The following is a 26,347-nucleotide window of genomic DNA, read 5'->3' as shown; positions in this document are numbered from 1 at the left end:
TCGCAGGCAAGGTCGGGGATGACCGGACCAACCAACCCATTCGACTGGAGCGGAGGTCATCCCGCCCTGGACCTCGTCAACACGCTGGACGAGCGGCCCTCCGACGCACCGATCGAGACTCTGACCGCCTACGGCGCTTTGGTGAGTTTCACTGAGCTGGCCGGGCTTATCGAGCCTTCCGCGGCGAAGCGGTTGCGATCGCTCGGTGGGCCCGCTTGCACACGCGTCATACGGCGCGCTCGCGAATTGAGGGAACACCTGTACACAATCGTTGGCGCAATCCACGATGGGCTATCCGTTCCGCAGAACGATCTGGACGCGATTGCCGTGGAAGTCCGTCGGGCACACGCCGCCAGAGCCCTCACCGCAACCGGAGCATCAAGCGCCATCATATCCGGCTGGAGGTTGCCCACCTCCCCGGAGATACCCGTGCATGCCTGCGCCCTGGCGATCGAGGATCTGCTTCTATCCACAGACCACAGCCGCATCCACAAGTGTGGCGCGGCCGACTGTGAAGTCTACTTTATAGATACCAGCAAGGCGCACCGGCGACAGTGGTGCAGCATGAAGAACTGTGGCAACCGCGAGAAGCAGAGGCGCTGGCGCTCGGCGGTAGAATAGATTTCTGTGCAGCGACACGGGGGAGAGCGATAAGCCGCCCTCGCCTGCCCCTTCGAAAACATGCTGGTCTCAGGCGACGAGCTTCGCGAACAGATCGGCGTCGACATTGCCGCCCGAGAGCACGATGACGACGTTCTTGCCCTTGACGTCGATCCGCCCGGCCAAGAGCGCGGCAAGCCCAACCGCGCCGCCGGGCTCGACCACGAGCTTCAGCTCGCGATAGGCAAAGGCCACCGCGGCGCCGACCTCATCATCGGAGACGCTGACGCCATTTGCGAGCAGCTTGCTGTTGATGGCGAAGGTCAGTTCGCCCGGCATCATCGCCATCAGCGCATCACAGATGGTGCGCGCCGCGACCGGATGCGCCTCGCGATGGCCGACCTTAAGCGACAGAGCGTGATCGTCATAGCCCGCGGGCTCGGCGACGATCACCTGGGCCTGCGGATATTTCGCCTTCACCGCGGTGGCAACGCCGGCAATCAAGCCGCCGCCCGAGGCCGGCGCGACCACGATATCCGGCACAAGCCCGAGCGCCGCCATGTCCTCGGCGATCTCGCGGCCGGCGGTGCCCTGTCCTGCGATCACGAAGGGATCGTCATAGGGACGCACCAGGGTCGCGCCGCGCTTGCTGGCGATGCCGTTGGCGATCGCCTCGCGGTCGTCGCGATCGCGATCGTAGAGCACGACCTCGGCGCCATAGGATTTGGTCCGCTCGCGCTTGGTGAGCGGCGAGTCCGCAGGCATCACGATGGTCGCCTGCATGTTGAGGATCTTGGCCGCCGCGGCGACACCCTGCGCATGGTTGCCCGACGAGAACGCGACGACGCCGCCGCTGCGCTTGTCCCGCGGAATCGAGGCGAGCTTGTTGAAGGCGCCGCGGAACTTGAACGATCCGGTCCGCTGCAGCATTTCGGGCTTGAGGAAGACCTGGCTGCCAACGCGTTCGTTGAGAACGGGGAAGGTCAGGAGCGGCGTGCGCACCGCGAACGGCGCGACCACCCTTGCCGCGGCATCGATGTCCGCGGCAGCGACGGGTGGATTGAGAGTGGTGTCCGTCATCCACGATTTGTATCGCGGGGGGACGCGGCCCGGCAAGACGCTTTATAGCGTTTTCGAGCGAAGTGGGTACCGGTTCGCGTGAAGAAAACGCGTCAAAACAAAGACGCATGAGATCGTTCAGCGTGACGTGGGATGGGGGGCCGGCAGGGCGGCGAAATGGTGCTCTTCGGCGCCGAATTCGAGCGCTTGCCCCTCGCCGTCGGGTGCCGCGGGGCGGACGTTCATGCAGCGGTCGATGAACACCCGGGCCGACGCCTGCCAGGTATGGAGCGCGGCGAAATCGACGCAGGCCTGGCGCGAGATGCCGAGCGCCTCCAGGCAGGCGTGGTGCAGATCGTCGTCGAGCACGCCAACCGGCGCCGCGCCGATCACGTCGCGGGGGCCGGTGACCGGAAAAGCGGCAACCGGCAGGCCGCTCGCCAGCGCCTCGAGCAGCACCAGGCCGAACGTGTCGGTCCGGCTCGGGAACACGAACACATCGGCGGCGGCGTAGATTTCCGCCAGTTCCTCGCCGTGGCGGGCGCCGAGGAAGACGGTTTCAGGGTATTTTCGCTCCAGCGCCGCCCGCGCCGGGCCGTCGCCGACCACGATCTTGGTGCCGGGCAGATCGAGATCGAGGAACGCCTCGAGGTTCTTCTCCACCGCCACCCGGCCGACGCTGAGATAGACCGGCTGCGGCAGGCAGAGATCGACGTCGCGCGGATGGAACAGCGCGGTATCGACGCCGCGCGACCACAGCACCACGTTGCGGAAGCCGCGTTGGCGCAGCTCGGCCGCCAAGGCCGGGGTCGCCGCCATCACCGCCCGGCTCGGCCTGTGGAACCAGCGCAGCGCACGCCACACCCAGGCTTCGGGGACAGGCGTCCGTGCCGAGACATATTCGGGGAAGCGGGTGTGGAAGCTCGTCGTGAACGGCAGGCCGCGCTTGCGGCAATAGCGGCGAACCGCAAGCCCGATCGGGCCTTCGGTCGCGATATGGATGCTGTCGGGCCGGGCCGCCTCGATCAGGCTGGCGACCTTGGCCTGGTACGGCAGCGCCAGCCTCAGATCGCGATAGCTCGGCATCGCGAAGGTACGGAACTCGTCCGGCGTCAGGAAGCTCACCTCGACGCCGAGCGATTTCGCCGCCTGCGCCATCATGGTCAGCGTGCGGACAACCCCGTTGACCTGGGGATGCCACGCATCGGTCGCGACCAGGATATGCGTCATGCAGCGCGTGCCGTCACTCGCGGGACCGGCGCGATCCGGCGCACCGGATCGGTCCAGGTGATGATCTCGAAATGGCCGTCCTCATGCTCGGCGAGCGCGGTGCAACTCTCCACCCAGTCGCCGCAATTCATGTAGCGGATGCCGTGCTCGTCATGAATCGTCGCGTAGTGGATATGGCCGCAGATCACGCCGTCGCAGCCGTGGCGCCGCGCCTCGCCGGCAAGCGTCGCCTCGAACGCGCCGATATAGTTCACCGCCTTCTTGACCTTCAGCTTGGCCCATTGCGACAGCGACCAATACGGCACGCCGAACATCTTGCGGAAGAAGTTGACGAAGCGATTCATCTGGATCGCGAAGTCGTAGGCCTTGTCGCCGAGATGGGCGAGCCAGCGCGCGTTCTGCACCACAAGATCGAAGATGTCGCCGTGGATCACGAGGTAGCGCTTGCCGTCGGCGCCGGTGTGAACGGTGTTCTCCACCACATCGATGCCGCCGAAATGCGTGCCGTAATACTTGCGCAGAAACTCGTCGTGGTTGCCCGGAACGTAGATCACCTTGGCGCCCTTGCGCGCCTTGCGCAGCATCTTCTGCACGAAATCGTTGTGGGTCTGCGGCCAGTACCAGTTCGACTTCAGCGCCCAGCCATCGACGATATCACCAACGAGGTAGATCGTGTCGGCATCGTGAGAGCGGAGGAAGTCCAGCAGGCGGTCGGCTTGCGAACCGCGGGCTCCGAGATGGACATCGGAGATAAACAAAGTGCGAAAGTGCCGCTCGGGACTTTCTTCACTCAAGGAGTCACTTCCCATGCCTGTGCACCTAACAGATTCCTGTGACAAGGCGATGACGACCCCCGTGACCCAAGGCCTCACTAACAGTTAACGAGAATCAGCAGCACGCCCCTTCCCTGCGGATAACAGCGGCGTGCGACAATCTGGCGACATGGACGGTCGCCGCTGTGCGGAACAGACGGTGTGTTGCCGCGATATCGCGGCGGAACAAGGCGCGCGGACGACTGCGTAGATGGGGTAACGGGCCGGCCGCCCGCTCGCTACGGCGCGATTTGGAAGCGCGCTCGCGAGCGGCCTGTTGGTTGGAAGGCGGTCGTCCCTCAAACTGATGGTGTCAATAAACGGAGTCGGGCAAGCCCGCTCCAAGCATCATTAAGGGACGACCATGTACCACTATGCAGGAATCGACGTGTCTTTGGAATGCTCGAGCGTCTGCCTTGTCGATGGGACAGGTAAGATTTTGCGCGAGGCGAGGGTTGCGAGTGAGCCGGAGGCCTTGATCACCTGGTTGCGGTCGCTGGGGTTGGTGCTGGAACGGATCGGGCTGGAGGCTGGTCCGCTGTCGCAATGGCTCTACGCAGCGATGCGGGATGCGGGCCTGGCAGTCGAACTGTTGGAGACGCGGCACGTCCGCGATGCCTTCAAGGCGATGCCGGTGAAGTCGGACCGCAACGATGCCCGCGGGATCGCGCAACTGATGCGGCTGGGCTGGTTCCGGCCGGTGCACTGCAAGTCGATCGAAGCGCAAGAGACGCGGGCGGTTCTGACGGCACGCAAGCTGCTGCAGTCCAAGCTGCGCGACATCGAGAACAGCCTGCGCGGCGTGCTCCGCGGCTTCGGTCTGAAGGTCGGCACGACCACCGAGCGCACGTTCGCCGAACGCATCCGGGAGCTCGTAGCGGGCCATCCCGGACTTGAGATCGTGGCACAGGCGCTGCTCGAAGCCCACGCCGTGCTGCGGCGCGAGTTCAATGGCCTGGATAAGCACACCCAAAAGCTCGCCAGGTCGCACCCTCAAGCCCGCCTCCTGATGACGACACCGTCCGTCGGCCCGATCGTGGCGCTTACCTACGCCTCGGCGGTCGACGACCCGAAGCGCTTCCGGTCCTCGAAGGCGACGGGAGCGCATTTTGGCCTCACCCCGAAGAAGTACCAATCGGGCGAAACCGACTATACCGGCCGCATCAGCAAGATCGGCGATGCCTCCGTGCGCGAGGCGCTCTATCAAGCGGCTCACGTCATGCTGACCAAGCCGGTCAGGAACTGCTCGGCGCTGAAAGGCTGGGCGATGCGGATCGCCCGGCGCGCAGGCCTGCGCAAGGCCAAGGTGGCGCTCGCACGCAAGCTCGCCGTCGTTCTGCATCGCATGCTCGCCGACGCCAAACCGTTCAACCCGATGGCCAAGGCCTCGGCAACCTAAGCAAGGAGCAGCAATCGGTTCTGGGCGGGCCACGACACCAGGCTCTCCCTGAGCGAGGTCCCTGCGCCGGGACGATGGATCCGGTCAGGCCGCCATCCGGGAAGTGGCTCACAACCACGCTTCCGTAGATTGGCCGGCCGGCTCCTCAATGCACCCCATCAGGCGACGGCCTTCGCGCCGATCCCGTACAGAAGCAAGTGCCCGGCGAGTGGATCACGCAAAAAGGGATTGACTTACAAAGGCCCGTTACAGAAGCCCGGATGGAGCGAAGCGCAATCCGGGTCCTGCATCCGCGGATAATCCGCTCCCGGATTTCGCTGCGCTACATCCGGGCTACAAGATTGATCCGCGCTACGCCGGCTCAGTAGAATTTGTGGAAGTGATGCACCGGCCCGTGGCCGTGTCCGACGGCGAAGCGATCGGCAGCGGCGATCGCGTCCGTGATCCAGGCCTTCGCGTTGCGCACCGCGGCCTCCATCGCCTCGCCCTTCGCAAGCCCCGCTGCGATCGCCGACGACAGCGAGCAGCCGGTGCCGTGCGTGTTTGATGTGGCGATGCGCGGCGTCGCCAGCGCGATGCTGCGCTCGCCATCGATCAGATAGTCGATGCTCTCGGCACCATGCCCGTGACCGCCCTTGACCAGCACCGCGCGGCATCCCATCGCCAGCAATTGCCTGCCCTGCCGCGCGACGTCGGCCTCGCTGGAGGCAACCGGCTGGTTCAGCAGCGCCGCCGCTTCCGGCAGATTCGGCGTGATCAGCGATGCCAGCGGAAACAGCATGGTCTTCAGCGCATCGACGGCCTCGGCCGCGAGCAGCCGATCGCCCGAGGTTGCGACCATCACCGGATCGAGCACAATGTGGCGCGGTGCCCAGCGCTTCAGCCCGTCGGCAATCGCAGCGATTGTCTCGGCCTGCGCCACCATGCCGATCTTGACCGCGCCGACGTCGAGGTCTGAGAACACAGCATCGATCTGGGCCGTGACGAACGCCGCAGGCACCGGATGGATGCCGCTGACGCCCCTGGTGTTCTGCGCGGTCAGCGCCGTGATCGCGGAGGCCCCGAAAACGCCGAGCGCGGCAAAGCTCTTGAGGTCGGCCTGGATGCCCGCCCCGCCCGAGGAATCCGAGCCGGCAATGGTGAGCGCGACCGGCGTCATCTCGCAGCACCGGCGGTTGATACGAATGAGACCGTTACGATCAAGACCATGGCCTGTCCTAGCCCGGCCGCCCATCGGCAGCAAGTTCGCCTGACTTTACCGCGAGTTGGCCTTGAGTTGGCCTTGCCTTGGCGGCCCGTTTTGGGCCTATAGTCGCGAAAATCCCCCGGAGACGACTTTGATGGTTCCTTTCTTCGTCCAGATCAAATGCAAGCTCGGCCAGTCCTACACCGTCGCCAACGCGCTGGCGGAAGCCGAGATTGCCTCCGAGATCTACTCCACCGCGGGCAATTACGATCTGCTGGTCAAGTTCTACGTCGACCACGACACCGACATCGGCCATTTCATCAACGAGAAGGTTCAGGTGATCCCGGGCATCCAGGACACCCTCACCATCATCACCTTCAAGGCGTTCGGCGCGAAGTAGACTTCGACTCCACTTTCGTCATGGCCGGGCAGATTCGCGAAGCGGGTCTTCCCGCTAGATCTCCCGGGCATGACCAAGCCAGGTGAAAGCGCCTGACGACATGGATCACGCTCTGAGCAAACCTCTCAGGAATCCTTCGCGGGCTTCTTCACCGGTTTCGGCGGTCCCTCGACCGGCGGCAGCGACTTGATGTATTCGGCGATTGCGTCGCGATCGTTCGGCGAGAGCTGCGAGGTGTTGCGGATCACGCGCACCATCGATCCGCCGGCGCTATCGCCGTCCGGCGTCTGCCCGCTCTCGAGGAAATAGGCGACATCCTTCGCGCTCCAGTCCGACAGCCCCCTCGGCGTGATGTTGGGCACCCAGCCCTCGCCCTCCGGATTCGGGCCGCCGGCGAAGCGTTGCGCGCTGATGATGCCGCCGAGGAAATTCCGCGGGCTGTGGCACTCGGCGCAATGGCCAAAGCTGTTGACGAGATAGGCGCCGCGATACCACTGCGCCGAACGGCTGGGGTCCGCGATGAACGGCTGGCCGTTCATGAACAGGAATTTCCAGACGCCGACATTGCGCCTGATGTTGAAGGGAAACGGCAAATCGTGATCGCGCACCTTGCCGGCAACCGGCGGCAAGGTCTTCAGATAGGCAAACAGGTCACGCACGTCATTGAGCTTGGCGTATTGATAGGACGTGTAGGGAAACGCCGGGAAATAGTGCGCCCCCGATGGCGAGGTGCCCTTCATCACCGCGGTGACGAAATCCGCCTCGCTCCAGCGGCCGATGCCGTCGTTCGGATCGGGCGAGATGTTCGGCGCATAGAAGGTACCGAACGGCGACGGTATCGCAAGCCCGCCACCGAGCCTGGTGCGGTCGTCCTGCTTCGGCACGGCGTGGCAGGAGGAACATCCCCCCGCATTGAACGTTGTGAGGCCGTTGGCCAGGTTGGGCTGGTAGGCGGGCAGCGCGCTTGCGGCAACGGTCGCGGGGATCGTCAGCCACCAGAACACGCCGAAGCCGATTAAGCCGGCCAGGACGGCCAGGAGAAGAATTCGTCGCAACATTCACCGATCCGTCATTGGTCGCTTCAGCCTCTCAACCAGTATGATGGCAACCCGTCGCACAAGCTCGCATCAAATTTGCCGCAGGCACGATCAATTTGGGAATAAATCCGAAAAGCCGCTGTTTGAAGACTGCAACCATCGTGTGACGTCAAAGGGGAGAGAACCATGTCCAACAAGACCTTGCTTGCCGCGCTGACGCTCGGCGCCGCCATCGCCCTCGCCGGCCCGGCCTTCGCCGAAAAGCTGACAGCGAAGCTGGACGGCAAGGCGGAAGTGCCGGCAACCACCACTGCCGGCACCGGCACCGCCGATATCGACTACGACGCCGCGAGCAAGAAGCTCAGCTGGAAGCTGACCTATTCCGGTCTCTCGGGCCCCGCCACTGCCGCGCACTTCCACGGCCCCGCCGAGGCCGGCAAGAATGCCGGCGTCGCGGTCGCGATCCCGAACGCGACGTCGAGCCCGGTCGAAGGCAGCGCAACACTGACCGACGCGCAGGCCGCCGATCTCCTCGCGGGCAAGTACTATGTCAACGTCCACACCGCGGCCAACCCGGGCGGCGAGATCCGCGGCCAGGTCACCAAGTAGTCTCTGACGAAGCAACCACAACAAGAAGCGGCCGGCACAAAAAAGGGCGGACGCCTCAAAGCGTCCGCCCTTTTGATTGACCGAACGACGATCAGCCCTTCTTGAGGCGATAGGTCTCGTGGCAGCCGCCGCACTGCTTGAACAGCCCCGGCATCTCCGCCTTCAGCGTGTCGACATCCTTGACCTTGCCTTTGGTGTCGGCGACGACCTTGGTGAAGCTCGCAATGTGGGATTCGAATCCGGCCTTGTCTTCCCAGATCTTCGGCGAGGCGGAGTAGTCGCCCTCCGGCTTGAGGCCCTTGGTGCTCTCCGGGAACAGCGTCGGCAGCTTCTTGGCGGTGTCTTCGAACTTCGCCAGCGCGGCATCGACGGTTGCCTGATCGTAGGGCTTCTCGCCCTTGATCATCGCCGCGATCGCCCCCGCATTCTTGCCGGTTTCCTTCATCTGGGCCTGGGTCTTGTTGACCTGGTCCTGCTGGGCGACGACCGCGCCCGCACTCAACGCAAGCATCGCAGCAACGACGACAATCCGCTTCATCGGCAAAACCCCTCAATCCTGCTCTGTCCCGGTCCGCGGTGTGCGGCCGGCCTGGTTTGCAAACACCGCAGGCGGAATCCTCATTCCGCCTGCGACAATTTATCAGAGATTATGCCGGCGCTGCGCCTCGCGGATCGCGATCCAGACCCGCTCCGGCGTGGCCGGCATGTCGATGTGGTCGATTCCGTATTCGCGATGCAGCCCCTCGACGATCGCGTTGACGACCGCCGGGCACGAGCCGATCGCGCCCGCCTCGCCTGCGCCCTTCACGCCAAGCGGGTTGGTCGTGCAGGGCACGTTATGGGTCTCGAACACGAAGGGGGGACCGTCGGAGGCGCGCGGCAGCGCATAATCCATGAACGTGCCGGTGACGAGCTGACCGTCGGCCGGGCTGTAGACCGCCTGCTCCATCAGCGCCTGCCCGATGCCCTGCATCGCGCCGCCATGAACCTGTCCCGCAAGCATCAGCGGATTGAGCGTGACACCGAAATCGTCGACGATGACGTAGCTGACGATCTTGATGATGCCGGTGGCCGGATCGATCTCGACCTCGGCGAGATGCGTGCCGTTCGGATAGGTGCCGTCGGCGCTGGCGAACGTCGCGCTGGCGTTCATCTTCGAGGAATCGCCGCCGGGACGCCTGGCCAGATCGGCAAAGCTGACCGAGCGGTCGGTGCCGGCGATGCGGATGCGGCCATCGGCGATCTCGAGGTCGCCGGTGCCGGCTTCCAGCGCCTGTGCCGCGAGCTCCTTCAGCTTGTTGCCGAGGTCGTGCGTCGCCCGCTGCACGCTGACGCCGCCCGACGGGATCGATGCCGAGCCGCCGGTACCGAGGCCGGTCGCGATCTTGTCGGTGTCGCCCTGCAGCACGTGGACGCGCTCGGGCGGCACGCCGAACTGCTCGGCGACGATCTGCGCATAGGCGGTCTGGTGACCCTGCCCGCTCGACTGCGTGCCGATCAGGATCGAGATATCGCCATTGGGATCGAGCGCCACATTGGCGGTCTCCTCGCCCATGGTGCCGCAGACCTCGACATAGCTCGCCATGCCGATGCCCCGCACTAGGCCGTCCTTCTTAGCCGCCTTGGCGCGCTTCGGAAACTCCTTCCAGTTGGCAATCTCCATCGCACGCTTCATATGCGCGACGAAGTCGCCGGAGTCGTAGACCTTGCCGGTCGCGGTCGTATAGGGCAGCGACTTCGGCGGAATGAAATTCTTCCGCCTGATGGCATCGGGCGTCATGCTGAGTTTTCGCGCGGCCGCATCCACCAGCCGCTCGATGACATAGGCGGCTTCCGGGCGGCCGGCGCCGCGATAGGCATCGACCGGCACCGTGTTGGTGAACACGGTGCGGACCCGGCAGTGAAAGGCCTGGATGTCATAGAGGCCCGGCAGCATGCCGGCGCCGCCATGCGGGATGTAGGGCGCAAAGGTCGAGAGATAGGCGCCCATGTCGCCCATCAGGTCGACATCCATGCCGAGGAATTTGCCGTCCTCGGCGAGCGCCATCTTCGCGGTGGTGAGATTGTCGCGGCCCTGCGCGTCGCCCATGAAATGGTCGGAGCGCTCGGCGGTCCATTTGATGGTCTTCTTGAGCTGGCGGGCGGCGACCGAGATCAGCGCATATTCGCGGTAGGGAAACAGTTTGGTGCCGAAGCCGCCGCCGACATCGGGGCAGATCACCCGCATGTTTTCCTTCGGCATCTTCAGGATCATGTCGCAGAGGATCTCGCGCAGGCGATGACTGCCCTGGCTGCCGATCGTCAGCGTCAGATGATCCTTCCTCGCGTCGTATTCGGCGACCGCGGCGCGCGTCTCCATGAAATTGGTGATGACGCGCGGATTGACGATGGTGATCTCGGCCACCGCATGCGCCTTGGCGAAAGCATCTTCCGCGGCCTTCTTGTCGCCGATCGAGACGTCGAACAGCACATTGCCGGGCTTGTCCGGCCACACCTGCGGCGCGCCCTTCTTCACCGCGTTGACGAGGCCAGCCACCGCCGGCAGCGGCGTCCATTTGACGTCGATCGCCTCGATCGCGTCACGCGCATGATCGACGGTATCGGCGACCACAAAGGCGATGGCGTCGCCGACATGGCGCACTTCGTCCTTCGCCAGGATCGGATAAGGCGGCGCCGTGAACGGATCGGTTTCGAGATTGAACAGGCACGGCAGGCCGCCGAGATCGGCGACATCGGCTGCGGTCAGGATCAGCGCCACGCCGGGCATGCCGCGGGCCTTGCCGGCATCGATCGTGTAGGTCGCGTGCGCATGCGGCGAGCGCAGCATCAGCGCATGCAATGCGGGAGACGGGGCGACGTCGTCGGTGTAGCGGCCCTTGCCGCGAATCAGAGCGTCATCCTCCTTGCGCCGCACACTTTGTCCGACGCCGAACTTGATGGGAGCTGCCATCGTCTCTCCAATTGCCTTGGTTGTTTGCATGCATATTGGCGTGGTTGTCCGCGAAGCGCAAACCGCTTTCCGCCGCACGTGGCGCGATCACACAACTGGCACCTATGCATTTGATTTGACAACGCAAAACCAGAGCGTTTTCGAGCGAAGCGGGATACCGAGCCTCTCCATCGGAACGAGGCTCCAAACCATGAGATGCAGAATCTCTCGCAACGGCCGTGGCGAAAACTTCTGATGATAGAGAATTCGACCCGACGGATTTGTCGGAGCAGCGGGGATAGAGACGACTGCCAAAGCAACCTGAACTTAACCGCGACAACAAGAGTTTCATCCAGATTGGGTTCTTCCGCACACTTGGTGCCGGTTGCAGGATTCACAAAAACTACACCAAAGAACCGGAAGAACCCCAGGTTGTGACCGCCGTCGCTGCTAGATTGTCGCGCGATATGCTATCGAGTTTGCCGCGTAATTGTAGTTTGGCATTTTGGTTGGGGACCGATGGCCGCTCGCAAATTGTCGCAAGGGCAGGCCCCCACGCGGATCGCGCGTCGGCGTTGGCACGAAGAGCGGTCGTTGCGGTGTGCCATCAGGTTGGCCCGCATGGGCTGCTGGGAAGCGGAGAGTCCCGCCGCGACCGATTTCTGGATATCGCCTGAGCTCGCCGCCTTCTACGAGTTCGAGACGGCCGACGGCTTCATCCCCATCGCCACGGTGCGCGAGCGCTATTTGCCTGAAAGCCGGAAGGTTCTGGAGGCGCATTACGCGGCCTGCTGGGCGGAGGGGCAGCCCTATGCGGTGCAGACGACGCTCCGCAGTTCCGATGGCCGCCTGCTCGACTGCGTGGTGCATGGCGAGCCGGAGTTCGACGCGCACGGTCAGGTCCGGCGCGTGTCCGGCATTGTCCGCGACGTCACGGAGGAGACCTCCGCGCTGCGCCGATTGGCGGAGAGCGAGCAACGGCTGGCCGATTTCGTCAGCACCGCCTCGGACTGGTGCTGGGAGAGCGACGCCGCCCATCGGCTGCTGCCCTATCCCAAGTCGCTTGCCGGCAATGCGGCCTTCCAGATCGTTGCGAGTGGCGGGAGGGCGCGCTGGGAACTGGCTTACGCGCCCGAGGACGCAGAGGCCATGGCGCGGCACCGGGCCGACATGGAGGCCCACCGCCCTTTTCGCGACTTCACCTATACGCTGGTCGGCCAGGACGGATCGCGCGTCAGCATCTGCACCAGCGGCAAGCCCATCTTCGCCGATGACGGCAGCTTTCTCGGCTATCGCGGCACGTCCAGCGACACCACCCAGCTCAGGGCGGCCAAGGCGCTGCTCGACCAGCGCACGCGGGCGCTGGAGGAAGCCCACCGGCTCGGCAAGATCGGCACCTGGAGCTACCGGCTGGACGTCGGCCGCACGGTCTGGGCGCCCGAGCTCTACCAGCTTCTCGGCTTCGAGCCCGACGCGTTCGAGCCGACCAATGAGAACATGAGGCCCTATTTCCTGGACGGCGACGCCGACCGCTTCCGGGAGGTGCAGAAACGGGTCCTACGCAGCCGCAGGACCGAGGCCACCGACCTGCGCATGTTGCACGCGGACGGCACGGCCCGCGATCTTGCGGTGATCTGCAAGGCCGAGGTCGCCCACGACAAGGTCATCGGCATCATCGGCACCGTGCAGGACGTCACCGAGCGCAAGGAGGCCGAGCGCCAGCTCGAGCAGCTCGCCTACACCGACCCCTTGACCGGCCTTGCCAATCGCGCGCTGTTCAAGCGTCGGCTCGCCGACTTGATCGAGGGCTGCGCCCTGGAAGGCCGCAGCGGCGCGCTGCTGCTCATCGACCTCGATCGCTTCAAGGAGGTCAACGACTCCCTCGGCCATGCCGCCGGCGACGAATTGCTGATCCGGGTGGCGGCTGTGCTGCGGCAGGACCTGGGGCCGCGCGCCTTCATCGCCCGGCTCGGCGGCGACGAATTTGCCGTGCTGGCGGAGGGATGCGGCATGTCCGACGCCGCGCTGACCGGGCTTGCCGATCGGCTCATCGGCAAGCTGTCCGGCCCCGTCGATCTCACCGAGGGCGAGGCCTTCGTCGGCGCCACCATCGGCATCACCCGCCTGCCGGAGCATGGCGCAGCGGCGGAGAGCGCCGTGCGCAATGCGGACCTGGCGCTGTACATGGCCAAGGAGGCCGGGCGCGGCCGGGCGCAACTGTTCGAGCCGGTCCATGCGCAGGCGGTCGATCAAAGGCTCGATCTCGGCCGGCATCTGCGCCGCGCCGTGGAGGCCGGCGCCCTCGAGGCCCATTATCAGCCGCAGGTGGATTTGGGGACCGGCCGCGTCACCGGCTTCGAGGCGCTGCTGCGCTGGACCCATCCCGAGCGCGGGCCAATCTCGCCGGCGGAGTTCATCCCCATCGCCGAAAGCTCCGGGCTGATCGTCGATCTCGGCCTGTGGGTGCTGCGCGAGGCCTGCCGGCAGGGCCGCACCTGGCTGGATGCCGGGCTGCCGCCGCGCTCTGTCTCGGTCAATGTCTCGCCGGCGCAGATCTGGAACGTGGATTTCGAGACGGCAGTTTCGGCCGTGCTGGCGGAGACCGGCTTTCCGGCGGAGCTGCTCTGCCTGGAGCTCACCGAAAGCCTGTTCGTGGATCATACCGAGCAGCGGATCAGTCGCACGCTGACGGCGCTCTCCGGTCTCGGCATCCGGCTGGCGCTGGACGATTTCGGCTCGGGCTATTCCTCGCTCGGCTATCTGACGCGCCTGCCCTTCGACTGGCTGAAGGTGGACCGCGCCTTCGTCGATGGCATTTCCACCGCGCCGGAGAAGCGCAAACTGCTCGGCGGCATCATCGCTTTGTCGCACGGGCTGGGCATGAAGGTGGTCGCGGAGGGAGCCGAACTGCCGGCCGAACTGGACGTGCTCGGCGGGCTCGATTGCGACCTGGTGCAGGGCTTCGTCTTCTCCCCGCCCGTCGCCGCCGACAAGGCGCCGCTGGTGGCCGCCAGCATCGAGCGCGAGGCGTGCCGGATACAGCCAAAACGAAATCGCCTCTAGGCTATACGCGGCGCAGTGCGAACAGCCAGCCGCGGCCGAACAGCGTGAGGATCAGCAAGGCATAGACGAAGATGCCGACTGCAATCAGCAGCAGCAGGATCAGCTCGTCGCGAAGGATCTGCATCGGCGCGAACCATACATAGGCGAAATGCCAGGTCAGCCATAGCGCAAGCGCGAGCAGGAGGCCGCACAGCGCGAAGGTGCCGAACGAGCGGATCAGCGCGCGATCGAGCACGAGATAGCCGCGGCGGATCGCGAACATCAAAACGAGCAGCAGATTGACCCAGGCTCCGATCGCGGTCGCGAGCGCGAGCCCGACCTGCGCCAGCGTGCCGACCAGCGCGATCTTCAGCGCGACGTTGACCGCGACCCCGGTCAGCGCCGCCTTCACCGGCGTTGCGGTATCCTTGCGGGCATAGAAGGTCGCGACCGCGCTGCGGATCATCACGAATGGAATCAGCCCGACCGCATAGGCCGCGAGCGTGGCGCCGGCGCTTGCCGCATCGGCCTTCGAGAACGCGCCGCGGGCGAACATCGCACGCATGATCGGATCGGCGACGGTCAGGAACGCCGCCACGAAAGGCACCGAGAACAGCAGCGTGAAATCGAAGGCGCGGCGCTGCGCGGCCATGGCGCCGGCGTGGTCGTCGGCGGAAAGCCGCCGCGACATCTCCGGCAGCAGCACGGTGCCGATCGCGATCCCGATCACGCCGATCGGCAATTGATTGAGGCGGTCGGCATAATACAGTGCCGACAGCGCGCCGGCCGGCAGGAAGGTCGCGATGATGGTGTCGGCGAACAGCGCAACCTGCGTTCCCATCGACCCAAGCGTCGCCGGGCCGAGCGCGCGGAAGAAGGCGCGGACGTCCTCGTCGAGCCTCAAGGGCGCGAACCGCGGCAGCCCGCCATGACGCGCGAGGTCGCCGGCGAGCAGGAAGTACTGCAGGAAGCCCGAGATCAGCACACCCCAGGCCGCGGCATGGCCCGCACTGGGAAAGAACGCCGCCAGCGCCAGCGTCATCATCATGGCGAGGTTGAGGAAGATCGGCGCCGCGGCCGCGTTGGCGAAGCGATGCATCACGTTGAGCATGCCGCCATAGAGCGTCACCATCGTGATCAGGAGCAGATAGGGAAAGGTGATCCGCGTCAGCTCGATCGCGAGCTTGCGCTGCGCCGCGTCCTCGGTGAAGCCCGGCGCGAGGATGCTCATCGCCTGCGGCATGAACGCCATCGCCACCACCAGCAGGACCACCTGCGAAGCAAACAGCAGCGTGAAGATGCGGTCGGCGAACAGCCGCGCCGAGGCTTCGCCGCGCTCGCCATGGACATGGGCATAGGCCGGCACGAAGGCGGCGTTGAACGCGCCTTCGGCAAAGATCGCGCGGAAATGATTCGGCAGCCTGAGCGCCACGAAGAAGGCGTCGGCGACCGGCCCGGCGCCGAGGATCGCCGCGAGCATGATGTCGCGCGCGAATCCGGTCACCCGCGATAGCAGGGTATAGCCGCCGACGGTGAAGATGCGCCCAAGCATCCGCTGCTTCTAGCGCATCATCACCCTACGTCAAAATGACGTATTCAGGACGTTAACGATCAAGGCATGATCCAGCCCGAAAACCGGAAGCCACTTTTCGGGATCATGCCTGTAGCGCGCTGCGCACAGCCGCGATGACGCGGTCCTGCGTCGCCTCGTCGAGATAGGGGTGCATCGGCAGGGCGATGACGTCCTTCGACAGGCGTTCGCTGACCGGAAGGCCGCCGTCCGCGACCGGGAAGTGGCTATAGGCCGTCTGCTGGTGGACCGACTTCGGATAGTAGATCATGGTCGGAACGCCCTGCGCCTTCAGGGCGGCCGCGAAGGCGTCGCGATCGATGCCGTTGGACAGACGGATGGTGTATTGCGCCCACACCGAGGTGCAGCCGGGAGCGAGCCGCGGCACCGCGACCAAATTGCCGAGCGCGCGCGTATAGCGTTCCGCCACCTTGTTGCGCGCCGCGATCTCGTCGTCGAAGATCTTCAGCTTCTCGAGCAGGATCGCCGCCTGCATGGTGTCGAGCCGCGCGGTGAGGCCGAGCCGCACGTTGTCGTACTTGTCCGAGCCCTGGCCGTGCACGCGGATGCTGCGCAGCGTGCGTGCGAGCTCCTCGTCGTCGGTGAAGATCGCGCCACCGTCGCCGAAGCAGCCGAGCGGCTTGGCCGGGAAGAAGCTGGTGCCGGTCGCGAGCCCGAAGGTGCCGAGCTTGCGGTTCTTGTAGGTGGCGCCAAAGCCCTGCGCGGCGTCATCGAGCACGAACAGGCCCTCGGCCTCGGCGACCGCGGCGATCGCATCATGATCGGCGCTCTGGCCGAACAGATCGACCGGGATCACGGTGACCGGCTTCAACCCGCGCGCCCACGCCGTCGCGATGCCGCGCTTGAGCGAGTTGACGTCGATGTTGAAGGTCTCTTCGTCGACATCGACGAACACCGGCGTCGCGCCGGTCAGCGTCACGACCTCGCCGGTCGCGCAGAAAGTGAAGGTCGGGCACAGCACCGCATCGCCCGGCCCGACATTCTTCGCCATCAACACCATCAGCAGCGCGTCGGTGCCGCTGGCGCAGCTCACCACGTGCTTGGCGCCGCTATAGTCCGCCAGTGCCTTCTCCAGCGCGGTCACTTCCGGCCCGTTGATGAACTGGCAATGATCGAGCACGCGCGCGACCGCGTCATCGATCGACTTGCCGAGCCGCTTGCGCTGCGCGGAGATGTCGATGAAGGGAATGGGCTCAAGCTGCAGGTGCTGGTTCATGGAGGCTCTTTGCAAATGTTGAATGATTGACGGTCAGCCGGCGATGCGGCGCGGCCCCTTGCGCATCGTCGAGGCCGCAGGCCGCGCGGGCGATTCGAGGCAGCGGATCGCGATCTCGAGGCTCGCTACGCCCTCGTCGCCGGACACCGCCGGCACCTTGCCGCTGCGCACGGCATCGAGGAAGGCGATCAGCTCGGCGCGCAACGGCTCGTCGTGACCGACCGGCAGATGACGCATCGAATAGCTGCCGTCCGGCTTGAAGCCGAAACATTCGGTGACCTGGCGCGTCAGCAGGTCGCCCATCACATATTTGCCGCGCGTCGCCACCGTCACGTTGCGCGCCTTGAACGGCGTCAGCCAGTTGGTGTTGATGTGGGCGAGCACGCCGGACGCGGTACGGAATTGCAGCAGCGCGATGTCCTCGCGCTCGGCGACCGCGCTCGAGAGCTGCGGCTGCACCTCGACGATGTCGGACTCGGTGAACCAGCGGATCAGGTCGATGTCGTGCACGGCCAGATCGATCACGACGCCGACATTGGACATCCGCGGCGGGAACGGGCCGACCCGGGTGATGCCGATCGACAGGATGTCCTCGCCCGAGATCGCCTGCTTGATCGCGGCGACCGCCGGATTGAAACGCTCGACATGGCCGACCATCAGCGTCACGCCGGCCTTCTCGGCGGCGGCAACGATCTCGCGCCCCTCCTCGACCGTGGACGCGACCGGCTTCTCGACCATGATATGGATGTTGCGCGCGATGCAGGCGAGCGCGATCTCGTGATGCAGATGGGTGGGCGCTGCGATCGTCACCGCATCGACGCCCTCGGCGAGCAGTTGATCGAGGCTTTCGAACGCACGGCAACCGACCAGATCGATGGCGCGCGTGCGGTGTTCGGGCAGCGGATCGACGATGCCGACCAGCATGACGCCGGGTAGTCCGGCCAGCACGCGGGCATGGTTGCTGCCCATCACGCCGGCGCCGATCACGCCGACGCGCAATACGCGGCCGATATCGGCCTTCGCGCCGGCTGCGGACACTTTTGCATTCATATCGTAGACCCCAAGTGACGTTCTGGCGGTTGTCCCGGGCTTCTCGCAGAGCCACCCCCGGCTCCCGCGGAATCAGGGCCCCTCTTCCCGATCTGCGCCTCCGGCGCAAATCACCCCGCTTCGTTGGCAGCCGCTATAGCACGGCGCCCCAAATGTGGCGAATGCCAACAACGAAATCCGGACACGTTTTGATTCAAAGAGTTACATCGTCCCGCGGCTCATGAATGGCGCGGGAACCGGCTCGCCCTCAGGTGCGCTGATAGTCGTCCTCGATGCGGATGATGTCGTCCTCGCCGAGATAGCTGCCGGTCTGCACCTCGATCAGCTCGAGCTGAATCTTGCCCGGGTTCTCCAGCCGGTGCACCGCGCCGATCGGGATGTAGATCGATTCGTTCTCGTGCACCGTCTTGATCAGCTCGTTGACGGTGACCTGCGCGGTGCCGCGCACCACGATCCAGTGCTCGGAGCGGTGATGGTGCTTTTGCAAGGAGAGCCGCCCGCCCGGCCGGACGATGATGCGCTTGACCTGGTGGCGGTCGCCATTGTCGACCGACTGATAGGAGCCCCAGGGGCGATGCACCTTGATGTGGTTCTCGGTCACCTCGGGCGCCGCGACCTTCAGCTTTGCGACCAGCCGCTTCAGCCCGTTGGCGTCCTTCTGGCGCGACACCAGCACGGCGTCCTGGGTCGCGACCACGACGAGATCGTCGACGCCTTCGAGCGCGACCAGCGCCCGGTCGGTCGTGACGTTGCAGTTGCGGGAGTCCTCGAACACGGCAGTACCGCGCGCGGCATTGCCCAGGCTGTCCTTGTCGGACAGCTCCCAGACCTGGCGCCACGAGCCGATGTCGGACCAGCCGCACGCCACCGGCACCACCGCAGCATGCGATGTCTTCTCCATCACGGCATAGTCGATCGAGATCGCCTTCGCCGCACCGAAGGCCTGCGCATCGAGCTTGACGAAGCCGAGATCGCGCGCCGCCGATGCAACCGACAGCTCCACCGAGACAACGCTGTCGGCATCAACATTGCGATACTCGTCGAGCAGCACGCCGGCACGGAACATGAAGTTGCCGCTGTTCCAGAGATAGCCCGCATCGATATAGCCCGCCGCCGTCGCGGCATCCGGCTTCTCGACGAATTTCGCCACCGCGCGCACCTCGCCGGCGACCACCTCGCCCGGGCTGATGTAGCCGTATTCGGTGGCGGGCCGTTCCGGCTTGACGCCGAACGTCACGATGCGGCCGGCTTCCGCAGCAACCAGTCCGCCGCGGCACGCGGCGACAAAGGCCTGGGTATCCCGCACCAGATGGTCGGCGGCGAGCGCCAGCACGATCGCCTCGCCGTCACGGCTCTGCGCGAACACCGCACCGGCCGCAATGGCAGGGCCTGAGTCCCGGCGCATCGGCTCCAGCAGCACGTCGGCCTCGCGGCCGATCTCGGCCAGCTGCTCCAGCACCATGAAGCGATAGGCCTCGTTGGTGATCACGATCGGCCGCTCGAACACGCTGGCGTCCGAGACCCGCAGCAGCGTCTCCTGGAAGGTCGAGCGAGCCCCGAACAGCGACAGGAACTGCTTCGGATGCACCTCGCGCGACGCCGGCCACAGCCGGGTGCCCGCGCCACCGCACATGATCAGGGGAATAATTCGTCGATCCATCGATGCCTCAAGTCCTGTCGTGTCCGTGGACGACACACTAACATTGCGCCCGGGCGGCCGCAGCGGACAGCCGTGTTACCTCGAAAGCACGATCCGAGGAGCATAACGTGCGCCCCCGCACGTCCGGTCGGATTTTACCTGTAATGGTAAACCCCGGCGGAGTGCCGTCCTTCCTGTTTCGGGCCTCTTTAGCCGCCCCGTCGAGCGGGCCGCAATAGGTTCCAGTACGGGTATTGCCAGATCGGTGCGGAAACCATACCAAGGCTGCGAATTTGGGCGCGCGAAAGCGTTTTGCGCAGTTTTTGAAACATTCTGAAAACCTGGCAGCGCGAACGGAAATGCGCCGAATCCTGCTTTCAACTGTCAAGATCCTGATCTCGGCTGCGCTGCTCTATTTCTCGCTGCGCAAGGTCAACCTGTATGACCTCGCCTCGCGCATCCAGGTCGAGAGCCTGGGCTGGCTCGGCCTCGCGATCGCGGTCACGTTCCTGCAGATCTTTCTCGGCGTGCTGCGCTGGCGGGAGATCGGCGTGGAGTGCGGCGCGCCGCTGGAGACCTCCCAGGCGATGCGCTTCAACGTGATCGGCACCTTCTTCAACCAGACACTGCCGTCCTCGATCGGCGGCGACGCGGTGCGGCTTTGGCTCGTCGCGCGCGCCGGCGCGGGCTGGCGCGCCGCCACCTATTCGATCTTCGTCGATCGCGCGGTCGGATTGATCGCGCTTGCCGTCGTGATCGCCGTCACCCTGCCCTGGAGCTATCGGCTGATCTCCGATCCCCACGGCTGGACGGCGTTGCTGCTGCTGGACCTCGCCGGATTGGCGGCCGGATTTGGCTTCCTGTTGATCGGCGTGTTGCCGTGGCCCTGGCTGGCGCGGTGGTGGGCGACGCATCACATCCATGCCTGCGCTGTGATCGCAAACCGGGTGCTGTTCAGCCGTGCGCATGGATTGAAGGTGGCAACCCTCTCGATTGCCATTCATGTGGTGACGGTCGTGATCGGCTGGTGCGTGGTGAAGTCGATCGCGGCCCCGGTCACCTTCGGAGAGATCTTCCAGCTGCTGCCGCCGGTGATGCTGATCACGATGATGCCGATCTCGATCGCAGGCTGGGGCGTGCGCGAGGCCACGATGGCGCTGGCCTTCGGCTATGCCGGATTGATCGCCAATGAGGGCGTCAACGTCTCGCTGTTGTTCGGCGCGGTGACGTTCGTGGTCGGAGTGTTCGGCGGCCTGGTATGGATCCTGAGCCCGGAAAAGGCCGCCAAGGGCGCCGCGCCGATCGAAGTCCCGGGATCGCAATAGCGAGTCCCGGGATCACAATAACCGGACCAGAATGAGCGCTTTCGAAATCCTCCTGTCGTTGATCGCAGCGGCTCTCGCCGCAGCGATCTCGGCCGTCCTGATCCAGGCGACGCGGCCACTGCTGCTGCGTGTGGCGCTCGCGAAACCAAATGCGCGCTCGTCGCACCGCATTCCGATCCCGCAGGGCGCCGGCATCGCGGTCACGGCAGCCACGCTGCTCGCGGGTGGCATCGTCATCGCCCTCACCGGATCGCCGGACCTGACTATTCCATTCACGGTGTTCGCGGCCTGCCTGTTCATCGCGGTGGTGGGTTTTGTCGACGACATCCGTTCCCTGCCCGTCGTCCCGCGGCTGTTGCTGCAGGCTGCCGCCGTCGCGGCCGTGGTGTTCTCGGCGCCTGATGATCTCAGGCTCGTTCCGGCCTGCCCGATCTGGCTCGAACGCGGGGCGCTGCTGATCGCCGGGCTCTGGTTCGTGAACCTCGTCAACTTCATGGACGGGCTCGACCTGATGACGGCGGCCGAGGCAGTGCCGATCACGCTGGCCGTCGCCCTGCTCGGCTGCTTTGGCCATGTCGGCGCGGCACCCGCGCTGATCGCGGCAGCGCTGTGCGGCGCGCTGCTCGGCTTCGCGCCGTTCAACCGGCCGGTCGCAAAGATATTCCTCGGCGATGTCGGCAGCCTGCCGATCGGCTTGCTGCTCGGCTGGTGCCTGCTCGAGCTTGCCCTGCACCAGCAATTCGCCGCCGCGCTGCTGCTGCCGCTGTACTATTTGACGGATGCGACGGTCACGCTGTTCCGCCGCATGGCGCGGCGCGAGCCATTCTGGGCCGCGCATCGCTCGCACTTCTATCAGCGCGCGACCGACAACGGATTCACGGTATGGCGCGTCGTCGGCGAGGTCTTCGTGCTCAACCTCGTGCTGGCGCTGCTCGCCTTCGCCTCGGTCGGCCTCAATTCCCTCCGCGCGGACGTCGCCCTGCTGCTGGCCGGCGCGCTCGCCGTCGGCTGGCAGCTGCGCCGGTTCTCGCGACGGCTCTGATCGGTCAGATATCGGTCCGGCTCAGCGCGCGCCGCAGCCCCTCGTCGAGGCTGATCGGCTGCTGCCATCCGGTGCTCGCGACCTTGGAGAGATCGAGTTCGAGCGAGGCGAACAGGCTGTCATAGGCTTCCTTGCGGCCGCTGATGCCGAGCAGCACCTTCAACAGCGGCTGCGGCAGCCAGAACAGGCGCGGCGAGGTTTGCGCCGCGCGGGCAAGGCGCTCGACGAACTCCCGCGTCGAGACCTGCTCGCGGTCAGCCACCAGGAACACGTCGAAATCACTTCCCGGTTGCAACAACCGATGCAGGATGAACGACGCCAGGTTTTCCGCCGACAGGAACGCGCGGCGATTCTTCACATAAGCGAGCGGGAGCGGCATGCGATTCATCACCGCGCGCTTGAGCAGGTCGAAATTTCCCTTCGCGCCGGCGCCGTAGATCAGCGGCGGCCTGATCACGGTGACCCGCATGCCGCTGCCCGGCACGATTTCCTTCAAGCCGACCTCGGCGGCCGCCTTCGAGTTTCCATAGAGGCCGCGCGGCGTCAGCACATCGTCCTCGCGATACGGCGGACGCCCGTAATTGCTGCGCCCATGCACCAGGATCGTGCTGACGAAAATAAAATCCCGGACGCCGGCAGCGGCCGCCGAACGCGCCAAATGCAGCGTGCCCTCGATGTTGACGTTGCGGTAGAGCTCGATCGCCTGTTCGTCGGACTGCTGGTGAACGCGGGCCGCAAGATGAACGACGGCGTCGACGCCATCGAGCGCGGCGCGCCAATCGGTGGCCGGGCTGAGCGAGCCGATCGCCACGTCGTTTGCATCCTGCGGCGGGGTCCGCACCGCGCGCCGCACCAGCCAGCCGTTGCGCGCCAGCACCGGCACCACATGACGACCGACGAAGCCGCTCGCGCCCGTCACCAGAACCGTCCGCCGACCATCCTTCATGCCGTCCGCTCCGCATCGCGATTGGAGAGCAGCTCCCGAACCAGCGCAGCATAGCTCGCCAGCGCCCGCTCGGGGCTGAAAGTCCGCGCGGTCGCGACGGCGCGCTCGGCCATCGCAGTGTCCTGCGATCGCGACGCCAGCCTGACGGCGTCGGCGAGTTGATCGGCCCGCTCGGGGGTTACGACCCAGCCCAGCCGGTTTTCGCTGACGGTGAGCGCAGCCTCCGCCTCGGGCTCGGAGACAAGGATGACAGGCCGTCCCGCCGCAAGCAAATTGTAGAACCGGCTCGGGACCGACACCCCGGCGACGTTCTTGCGATAGGGAATGAGCCAGACGTCCGCGCTGGAGAGCAGCGCATCGAGCTCGCCGTCGGCGACGCGGTCGACCAGCGTGACATTGGCGAGCCGCGATGCGGCCTGCAGGTCCTTCAGGCGCGCAAAGCCCATGCCCCAGCCCGAGAGCAGGAAATGGATGTCGGTCTCGTCCTGCAACAGCCGCGCGGCCTCGAACACGACGTCCGGATCGTGGGTGAAGCCGAGATTGCCGGACAGGCCGACGACGAAGCGGGCGGCGAACGCCTTGCGAAACGGATTGTCGGGACTGACGGGACGGTTGCCCGGCGTGAGCGTGGCCCAGTTCGGAATGAACCTGATCTTGTCCGGCGTCATGCCGCCGTACCGCAGCAACAGTTTTTCGGCGTCGCGGCCGATCACGATGACCGCGCTCAAGGCACGGAACATCAGCGCGTTGATCGCGCGCATCGCCCGTGCCACCAGCGAGGTCGGCCGCAGCAGCCCGGCCATCACCAGCACGTCGGGAAACAGGTCGTGCAGGATCAGCGCCGACCTTGCCCCCTTCAACCTTGCCGCGGCGGCAACCGCATAGGGTAGCGCGAAGGGTGCGGTCACGGTCAGCGCCACGTCGCCGCGCTGCAGCCGCGACAGCAGCGCAAAGAAGATCCGGCCGGTGAACAGCGCCTCGGCCAGCGCACGCTTGATCAGCGCGGCCTTTCCCGGCAGCCAGTTCCTGATCTCGACGACGACGGGGCGCCCCGGCGCGGACGCCTGCGCGGAGCCCGGCATGCCGGAGACGACCATCACCTCGGCCTCCTGCGCGATCCGCTCTGCGATCGCAGCCATGATCGCGGCGGTCGTGCTGTGGTCCGGCGGATAGTGCTGGCTGACGACGACGACTTTTCGAGAACTGCGCATCAATGGCTTTCGAAACGGTCTTGCCTCATCGTGCGCAGGACGGCGCGGTCAGGCGGCATTCGATCCGAACTCGGGCACGGCATCCTGAAGCACGGCGTGGATGGTCACGCGGTCATCTCTCTCGATCGCATCCTCCAGCGCCGCCAGCCACTTGCGCAGCGTCGCCATCGGGGGCTGGTTCGGCTTCGCCGCCATCACGCCGGCGACGCCGATCTCGAGCGTCGGCTCCTGGCTTGCGAACAGGATCTCGTTCAGCCGCTCGCCGGGACGGATGCCGCTGAACACGATCTCGACGTCGACGCCGGGCTGCAGGCCCGACAGACGGATCATCCGCTCGGCGAGATCGACGATCTTCACGGGCTGTCCCATGTTCAGCACATAGACCGAGACGTCGGGCCGCGCCGGCGTCACCGCGTGCGTCGCCGCGGTGATCACGAGATCGCAGGCCTCGCGGATTGTCATGAAGTAGCGAACCATGTCGGGATGGGTGACCGTGATCGGTCCGCCGGCCTCGATCTGCGCCTTGAACTTCGGCACCACCGACCCGTTGGACGCCAGCACGTTGCCGAACCGCACCGAGATCAACCGCATGTGCGCCTTGCCCTTCGCCTCGGTCATCAGGTCATGGTCCAGCGCCTGACAATACATCTCGGCAAAACGCTTGGTCAGGCCCAGCATCGACACCGGCTCGATCGCCTTGTCGGTCGAGATCATCACCATCGCGCTGGCGCCCGCGGCGCGCGCGGCGTCGGCCACGTTGACCGAACCGAAGATGTTGGTCTTGACCCCCTCGCTCCAGTCGCGCTCCAGGATCGGCACATGCTTGAGCGCCGCGGCATGGAACACGATGTCGGGCTTGAACTCGCTCATCAGGCGCGTGACGCGCTCGCGATCCCTGATGTCGGCGATCCGGCCCTCGATCGCGGCGCCGGTGTCGCGCGCCGACAGCGCCTCGGTGACCGCATAGAGCGCCGGCTCGGAGTTCTCCACGACCAGGAGGCGCGCCGCGCCGAAGGTCGCGACCCGGTCGCAGATTTCCGCGCCGATCGAGCCGCCGCCGCCGGTCACGATCACGGATTTGCCTCGCACCAGCGCCTCAAGGCGCGCGTAGTCGATCTTCTGGCTCGGCCGCAGCAGCAGGTCCTCGACCGCGACATTGGTGAGCCGCGGCGCATCGCCGCCTTCCAGCGACGGCAGGCGGCTGACCATCAGGCCGAGCCGCTTGGCGCGCATCAGCACGCTCTCCGGATGCGCCTCCGGCTCGAACGCCGAGGGCATCATGACCACGCGCTTGATTGGCCGCTGGCGGGTCTCGAAGTCGCGAATCACGGCCTCGATGTCATCGACGCCGCCGACTACGGGAATGTTGCGGATCATCTGGCCGCGATCCGCGTTCGACGGCGAGAGCACGCCGACCGGCCAGAGCCGCTTGATGGCGCCGTTCTCGATGCCGCGCAGCACGACTTCCGCGTCGGCAGTGCGTCCGACCAGCAGCGCAGGCGCGGCATTGTCGGACCGGGCATGCAGGCGCGTGCGCGAATAGCGGAAATAGCGATAGCCGATGCGCAACGCGCTCAGCGCGAACACTTCAAGGAAGAAGAACAGGATGATCGTGACCCGGCCGAGGAACACCGGACTTTGCGAACTCGATCCCGTGAAGAAGTAGACATAGTCCAGCACGACCAGTGCCAGCGTCAGCACCGCCGCGACCCGCAGGATATTCACCGCGTCCGGCAGCGAGGTGAAGCGCCATTTCGCCGTGGTCAGGTTGGAGAAATAGCTGACCGCAACGCTGAACAGCACGAACCAGGGCAGAATGCGCAGCAGGTGCGGCAGCCGGTCGGTAAGGAGGCTGCCCTCGAAACGCAGATAAAAGCTCGCCAGCAACGCAAACGTCGTCGCGAGCGCGTCATGCGCCATAATCAGGAAGTTGCGCAGGGTGAATTGTGAAAGACGCGTCATCTAACAGACGGGTTGCCGGCAGCTGGGAGTTCGCGATGGGACATTGGCAGGCTGATAGCGTA

At 65.6% G+C, this 26,347-nt stretch carries 21 protein-coding genes; 7 read left to right on the top strand and 14 right to left on the bottom strand.

Annotation, left to right across the window (positions count from 1 at the left end):
* Positions 1-18: 18 nt before the first annotated feature.
* Positions 19-621, top strand: a complete 603-nt coding sequence (locus tag HAP54_RS28005; protein WP_166305886.1) for a CGNR zinc finger domain-containing protein — start codon at positions 19-21, stop codon at positions 619-621.
* A gap of 69 nt (positions 622-690) precedes the next feature.
* Here the strand turns inward: HAP54_RS28005 and HAP54_RS28000 are convergent, their stop codons facing one another.
* From HAP54_RS28000 to HAP54_RS27990, 3 genes are all read right to left on the bottom strand, one after another.
* On the bottom strand, positions 691-1,680 hold the full coding sequence (locus tag HAP54_RS28000; protein WP_166305883.1) for a threonine/serine dehydratase: 990 nt from the start codon (positions 1,678-1,680) through the stop codon (positions 691-693).
* A 117-nt stretch (positions 1,681-1,797) separates the two neighbouring features.
* Positions 1,798-2,889 carry a glycosyltransferase family 4 protein gene (locus HAP54_RS27995; RefSeq protein WP_166305880.1) on the bottom strand — a complete coding sequence of 364 codons (1,092 nt, stop codon included), beginning with the start codon at positions 2,887-2,889 and terminating at the stop codon, positions 1,798-1,800.
* Positions 2,886-3,698 carry a UDP-2,3-diacylglucosamine diphosphatase gene (locus tag HAP54_RS27990; RefSeq protein WP_026193024.1) on the bottom strand — a complete coding sequence of 271 codons (813 nt, stop codon included), beginning with the start codon at positions 3,696-3,698 and terminating at the stop codon, positions 2,886-2,888. Before HAP54_RS27990 ends, HAP54_RS27995 begins: the two co-directional genes overlap by 4 nt.
* Positions 3,699-4,065: 367 nt before the next feature.
* Here HAP54_RS27990 and HAP54_RS27985 point away from each other — a divergent pair, with 367 nt between their 5' ends.
* Positions 4,066-5,100 (top strand): IS110 family transposase, encoded by a 1,035-nt coding sequence (locus HAP54_RS27985; RefSeq protein ID WP_166294930.1) that lies wholly within the window; start codon positions 4,066-4,068, stop codon positions 5,098-5,100.
* 361 nt (positions 5,101-5,461) lie between these two features.
* On the opposite strand, the gene thiD is transcribed toward HAP54_RS27985, so the two are convergent.
* Complete coding sequence (thiD, locus tag HAP54_RS27980) at positions 5,462-6,259, bottom strand: bifunctional hydroxymethylpyrimidine kinase/phosphomethylpyrimidine kinase (protein WP_166305877.1); 798 nt, start codon at positions 6,257-6,259, stop codon at positions 5,462-5,464.
* A 181-nt stretch (positions 6,260-6,440) separates the two neighbouring features.
* On the opposite strand from thiD, the gene HAP54_RS27975 reads away from it, so the two are divergent.
* Entirely contained in the window at positions 6,441-6,686 is a 246-nt protein-coding gene (locus HAP54_RS27975) for an Lrp/AsnC ligand binding domain-containing protein (protein ID WP_016845986.1), read from the top strand.
* A 125-nt stretch (positions 6,687-6,811) separates the two neighbouring features.
* Here HAP54_RS27975 and HAP54_RS27970 read toward each other — a convergent pair whose 3' ends face one another.
* Positions 6,812-7,744 (bottom strand): c-type cytochrome, encoded by a 933-nt coding sequence (locus HAP54_RS27970; protein WP_166305874.1) that lies wholly within the window; start codon positions 7,742-7,744, stop codon positions 6,812-6,814.
* Between the two features lie 165 nt (positions 7,745-7,909).
* Here HAP54_RS27970 and HAP54_RS27965 point away from each other — a divergent pair, with 165 nt between their 5' ends.
* The gene (locus tag HAP54_RS27965) at positions 7,910-8,332 is read left to right on the top strand and encodes a CHRD domain-containing protein (protein ID WP_029085329.1); all 423 of its coding nucleotides are present in this window, start codon (positions 7,910-7,912) and stop codon (positions 8,330-8,332) included.
* Between the two features lie 91 nt (positions 8,333-8,423).
* Here the strand turns inward: HAP54_RS27965 and HAP54_RS27960 are convergent, their stop codons facing one another.
* Positions 8,424-8,870 carry a c-type cytochrome gene (locus tag HAP54_RS27960; protein WP_166305871.1) on the bottom strand — a complete coding sequence of 149 codons (447 nt, stop codon included), beginning with the start codon at positions 8,868-8,870 and terminating at the stop codon, positions 8,424-8,426.
* Between the two features lie 102 nt (positions 8,871-8,972).
* Entirely contained in the window at positions 8,973-11,282 is a 2,310-nt protein-coding gene (locus HAP54_RS27955; RefSeq protein ID WP_166305868.1) for a xanthine dehydrogenase family protein molybdopterin-binding subunit, read from the bottom strand.
* Positions 11,283-11,882: 600 nt separating this feature from the next.
* Between HAP54_RS27955 and HAP54_RS27950 the strand changes: the two genes are divergently transcribed.
* Positions 11,883-14,324, top strand: coding sequence for a bifunctional diguanylate cyclase/phosphodiesterase (locus HAP54_RS27950; protein WP_248114439.1), 2,442 nt, complete (start codon positions 11,883-11,885; stop codon positions 14,322-14,324).
* A gap of 1 nt (position 14,325) precedes the next feature.
* Here HAP54_RS27950 and murJ read toward each other — a convergent pair whose 3' ends face one another.
* The 4 genes from murJ to HAP54_RS27930 form a co-directional block, all read right to left on the bottom strand.
* Positions 14,326-15,855: a murein biosynthesis integral membrane protein MurJ gene (gene murJ, locus HAP54_RS27945; protein WP_166305862.1), complete on the bottom strand. Its 1,530-nt coding sequence runs from the start codon at positions 15,853-15,855 to the stop codon at positions 14,326-14,328.
* A gap of 103 nt (positions 15,856-15,958) precedes the next feature.
* Complete coding sequence (locus HAP54_RS27940; RefSeq protein WP_166305859.1) at positions 15,959-17,110, bottom strand: DegT/DnrJ/EryC1/StrS family aminotransferase; 1,152 nt, start codon at positions 17,108-17,110, stop codon at positions 15,959-15,961.
* 33 nt (positions 17,111-17,143) lie between these two features.
* Positions 17,144-18,160: a Gfo/Idh/MocA family protein gene (locus HAP54_RS27935; protein WP_166305856.1), complete on the bottom strand. Its 1,017-nt coding sequence runs from the start codon at positions 18,158-18,160 to the stop codon at positions 17,144-17,146.
* 247 nt (positions 18,161-18,407) lie between these two features.
* Positions 18,408-19,820, bottom strand: a complete 1,413-nt coding sequence (locus HAP54_RS27930) for a mannose-1-phosphate guanylyltransferase/mannose-6-phosphate isomerase (protein ID WP_166305853.1) — start codon at positions 19,818-19,820, stop codon at positions 18,408-18,410.
* Positions 19,821-20,158: 338 nt separating this feature from the next.
* On the opposite strand from HAP54_RS27930, the gene HAP54_RS27925 reads away from it, so the two are divergent.
* Both HAP54_RS27925 and HAP54_RS27920 read left to right on the top strand, forming a co-directional pair.
* Positions 20,159-21,124 (top strand): lysylphosphatidylglycerol synthase transmembrane domain-containing protein, encoded by a 966-nt coding sequence (locus tag HAP54_RS27925; protein ID WP_166305850.1) that lies wholly within the window; start codon positions 20,159-20,161, stop codon positions 21,122-21,124.
* Between the two features lie 31 nt (positions 21,125-21,155).
* A complete protein-coding gene (locus HAP54_RS27920; RefSeq protein ID WP_166305847.1) occupies positions 21,156-22,166 on the top strand; it encodes an MraY family glycosyltransferase in 1,011 nt (336 codons plus the stop codon).
* A 4-nt stretch (positions 22,167-22,170) separates the two neighbouring features.
* On the opposite strand, the gene HAP54_RS27915 is transcribed toward HAP54_RS27920, so the two are convergent.
* Genes HAP54_RS27915 through HAP54_RS27905 form a run of 3 tightly spaced genes read right to left on the bottom strand, consistent with a single transcriptional unit; the run spans position 22,171 to position 26,285 of the window.
* Positions 22,171-23,112, bottom strand: a complete 942-nt coding sequence (locus HAP54_RS27915) for an NAD-dependent epimerase/dehydratase family protein (RefSeq protein WP_166305844.1) — start codon at positions 23,110-23,112, stop codon at positions 22,171-22,173.
* Positions 23,109-24,323 carry a glycosyltransferase family 4 protein gene (locus tag HAP54_RS27910; RefSeq protein ID WP_166305841.1) on the bottom strand — a complete coding sequence of 405 codons (1,215 nt, stop codon included), beginning with the start codon at positions 24,321-24,323 and terminating at the stop codon, positions 23,109-23,111. The genes HAP54_RS27915 and HAP54_RS27910 overlap by 4 nt, the downstream gene beginning before the upstream one ends.
* Before the next feature lie 48 nt (positions 24,324-24,371).
* The gene (locus HAP54_RS27905; RefSeq protein WP_166305838.1) at positions 24,372-26,285 is read right to left on the bottom strand and encodes a nucleoside-diphosphate sugar epimerase/dehydratase; all 1,914 of its coding nucleotides are present in this window, start codon (positions 26,283-26,285) and stop codon (positions 24,372-24,374) included.
* Positions 26,286-26,347: the final 62 nt, after the last annotated feature.

This window comes from Bradyrhizobium sp. 2S1, from assembly GCF_011516625.5.
In the GTDB taxonomy this organism is placed as follows: domain Bacteria; phylum Pseudomonadota; class Alphaproteobacteria; order Rhizobiales; family Xanthobacteraceae; genus Bradyrhizobium; species Bradyrhizobium septentrionale.
Note: the sequence above shows the minus strand (reverse complement) of the source record. Positions and strands in the feature narration are given on the sequence as shown.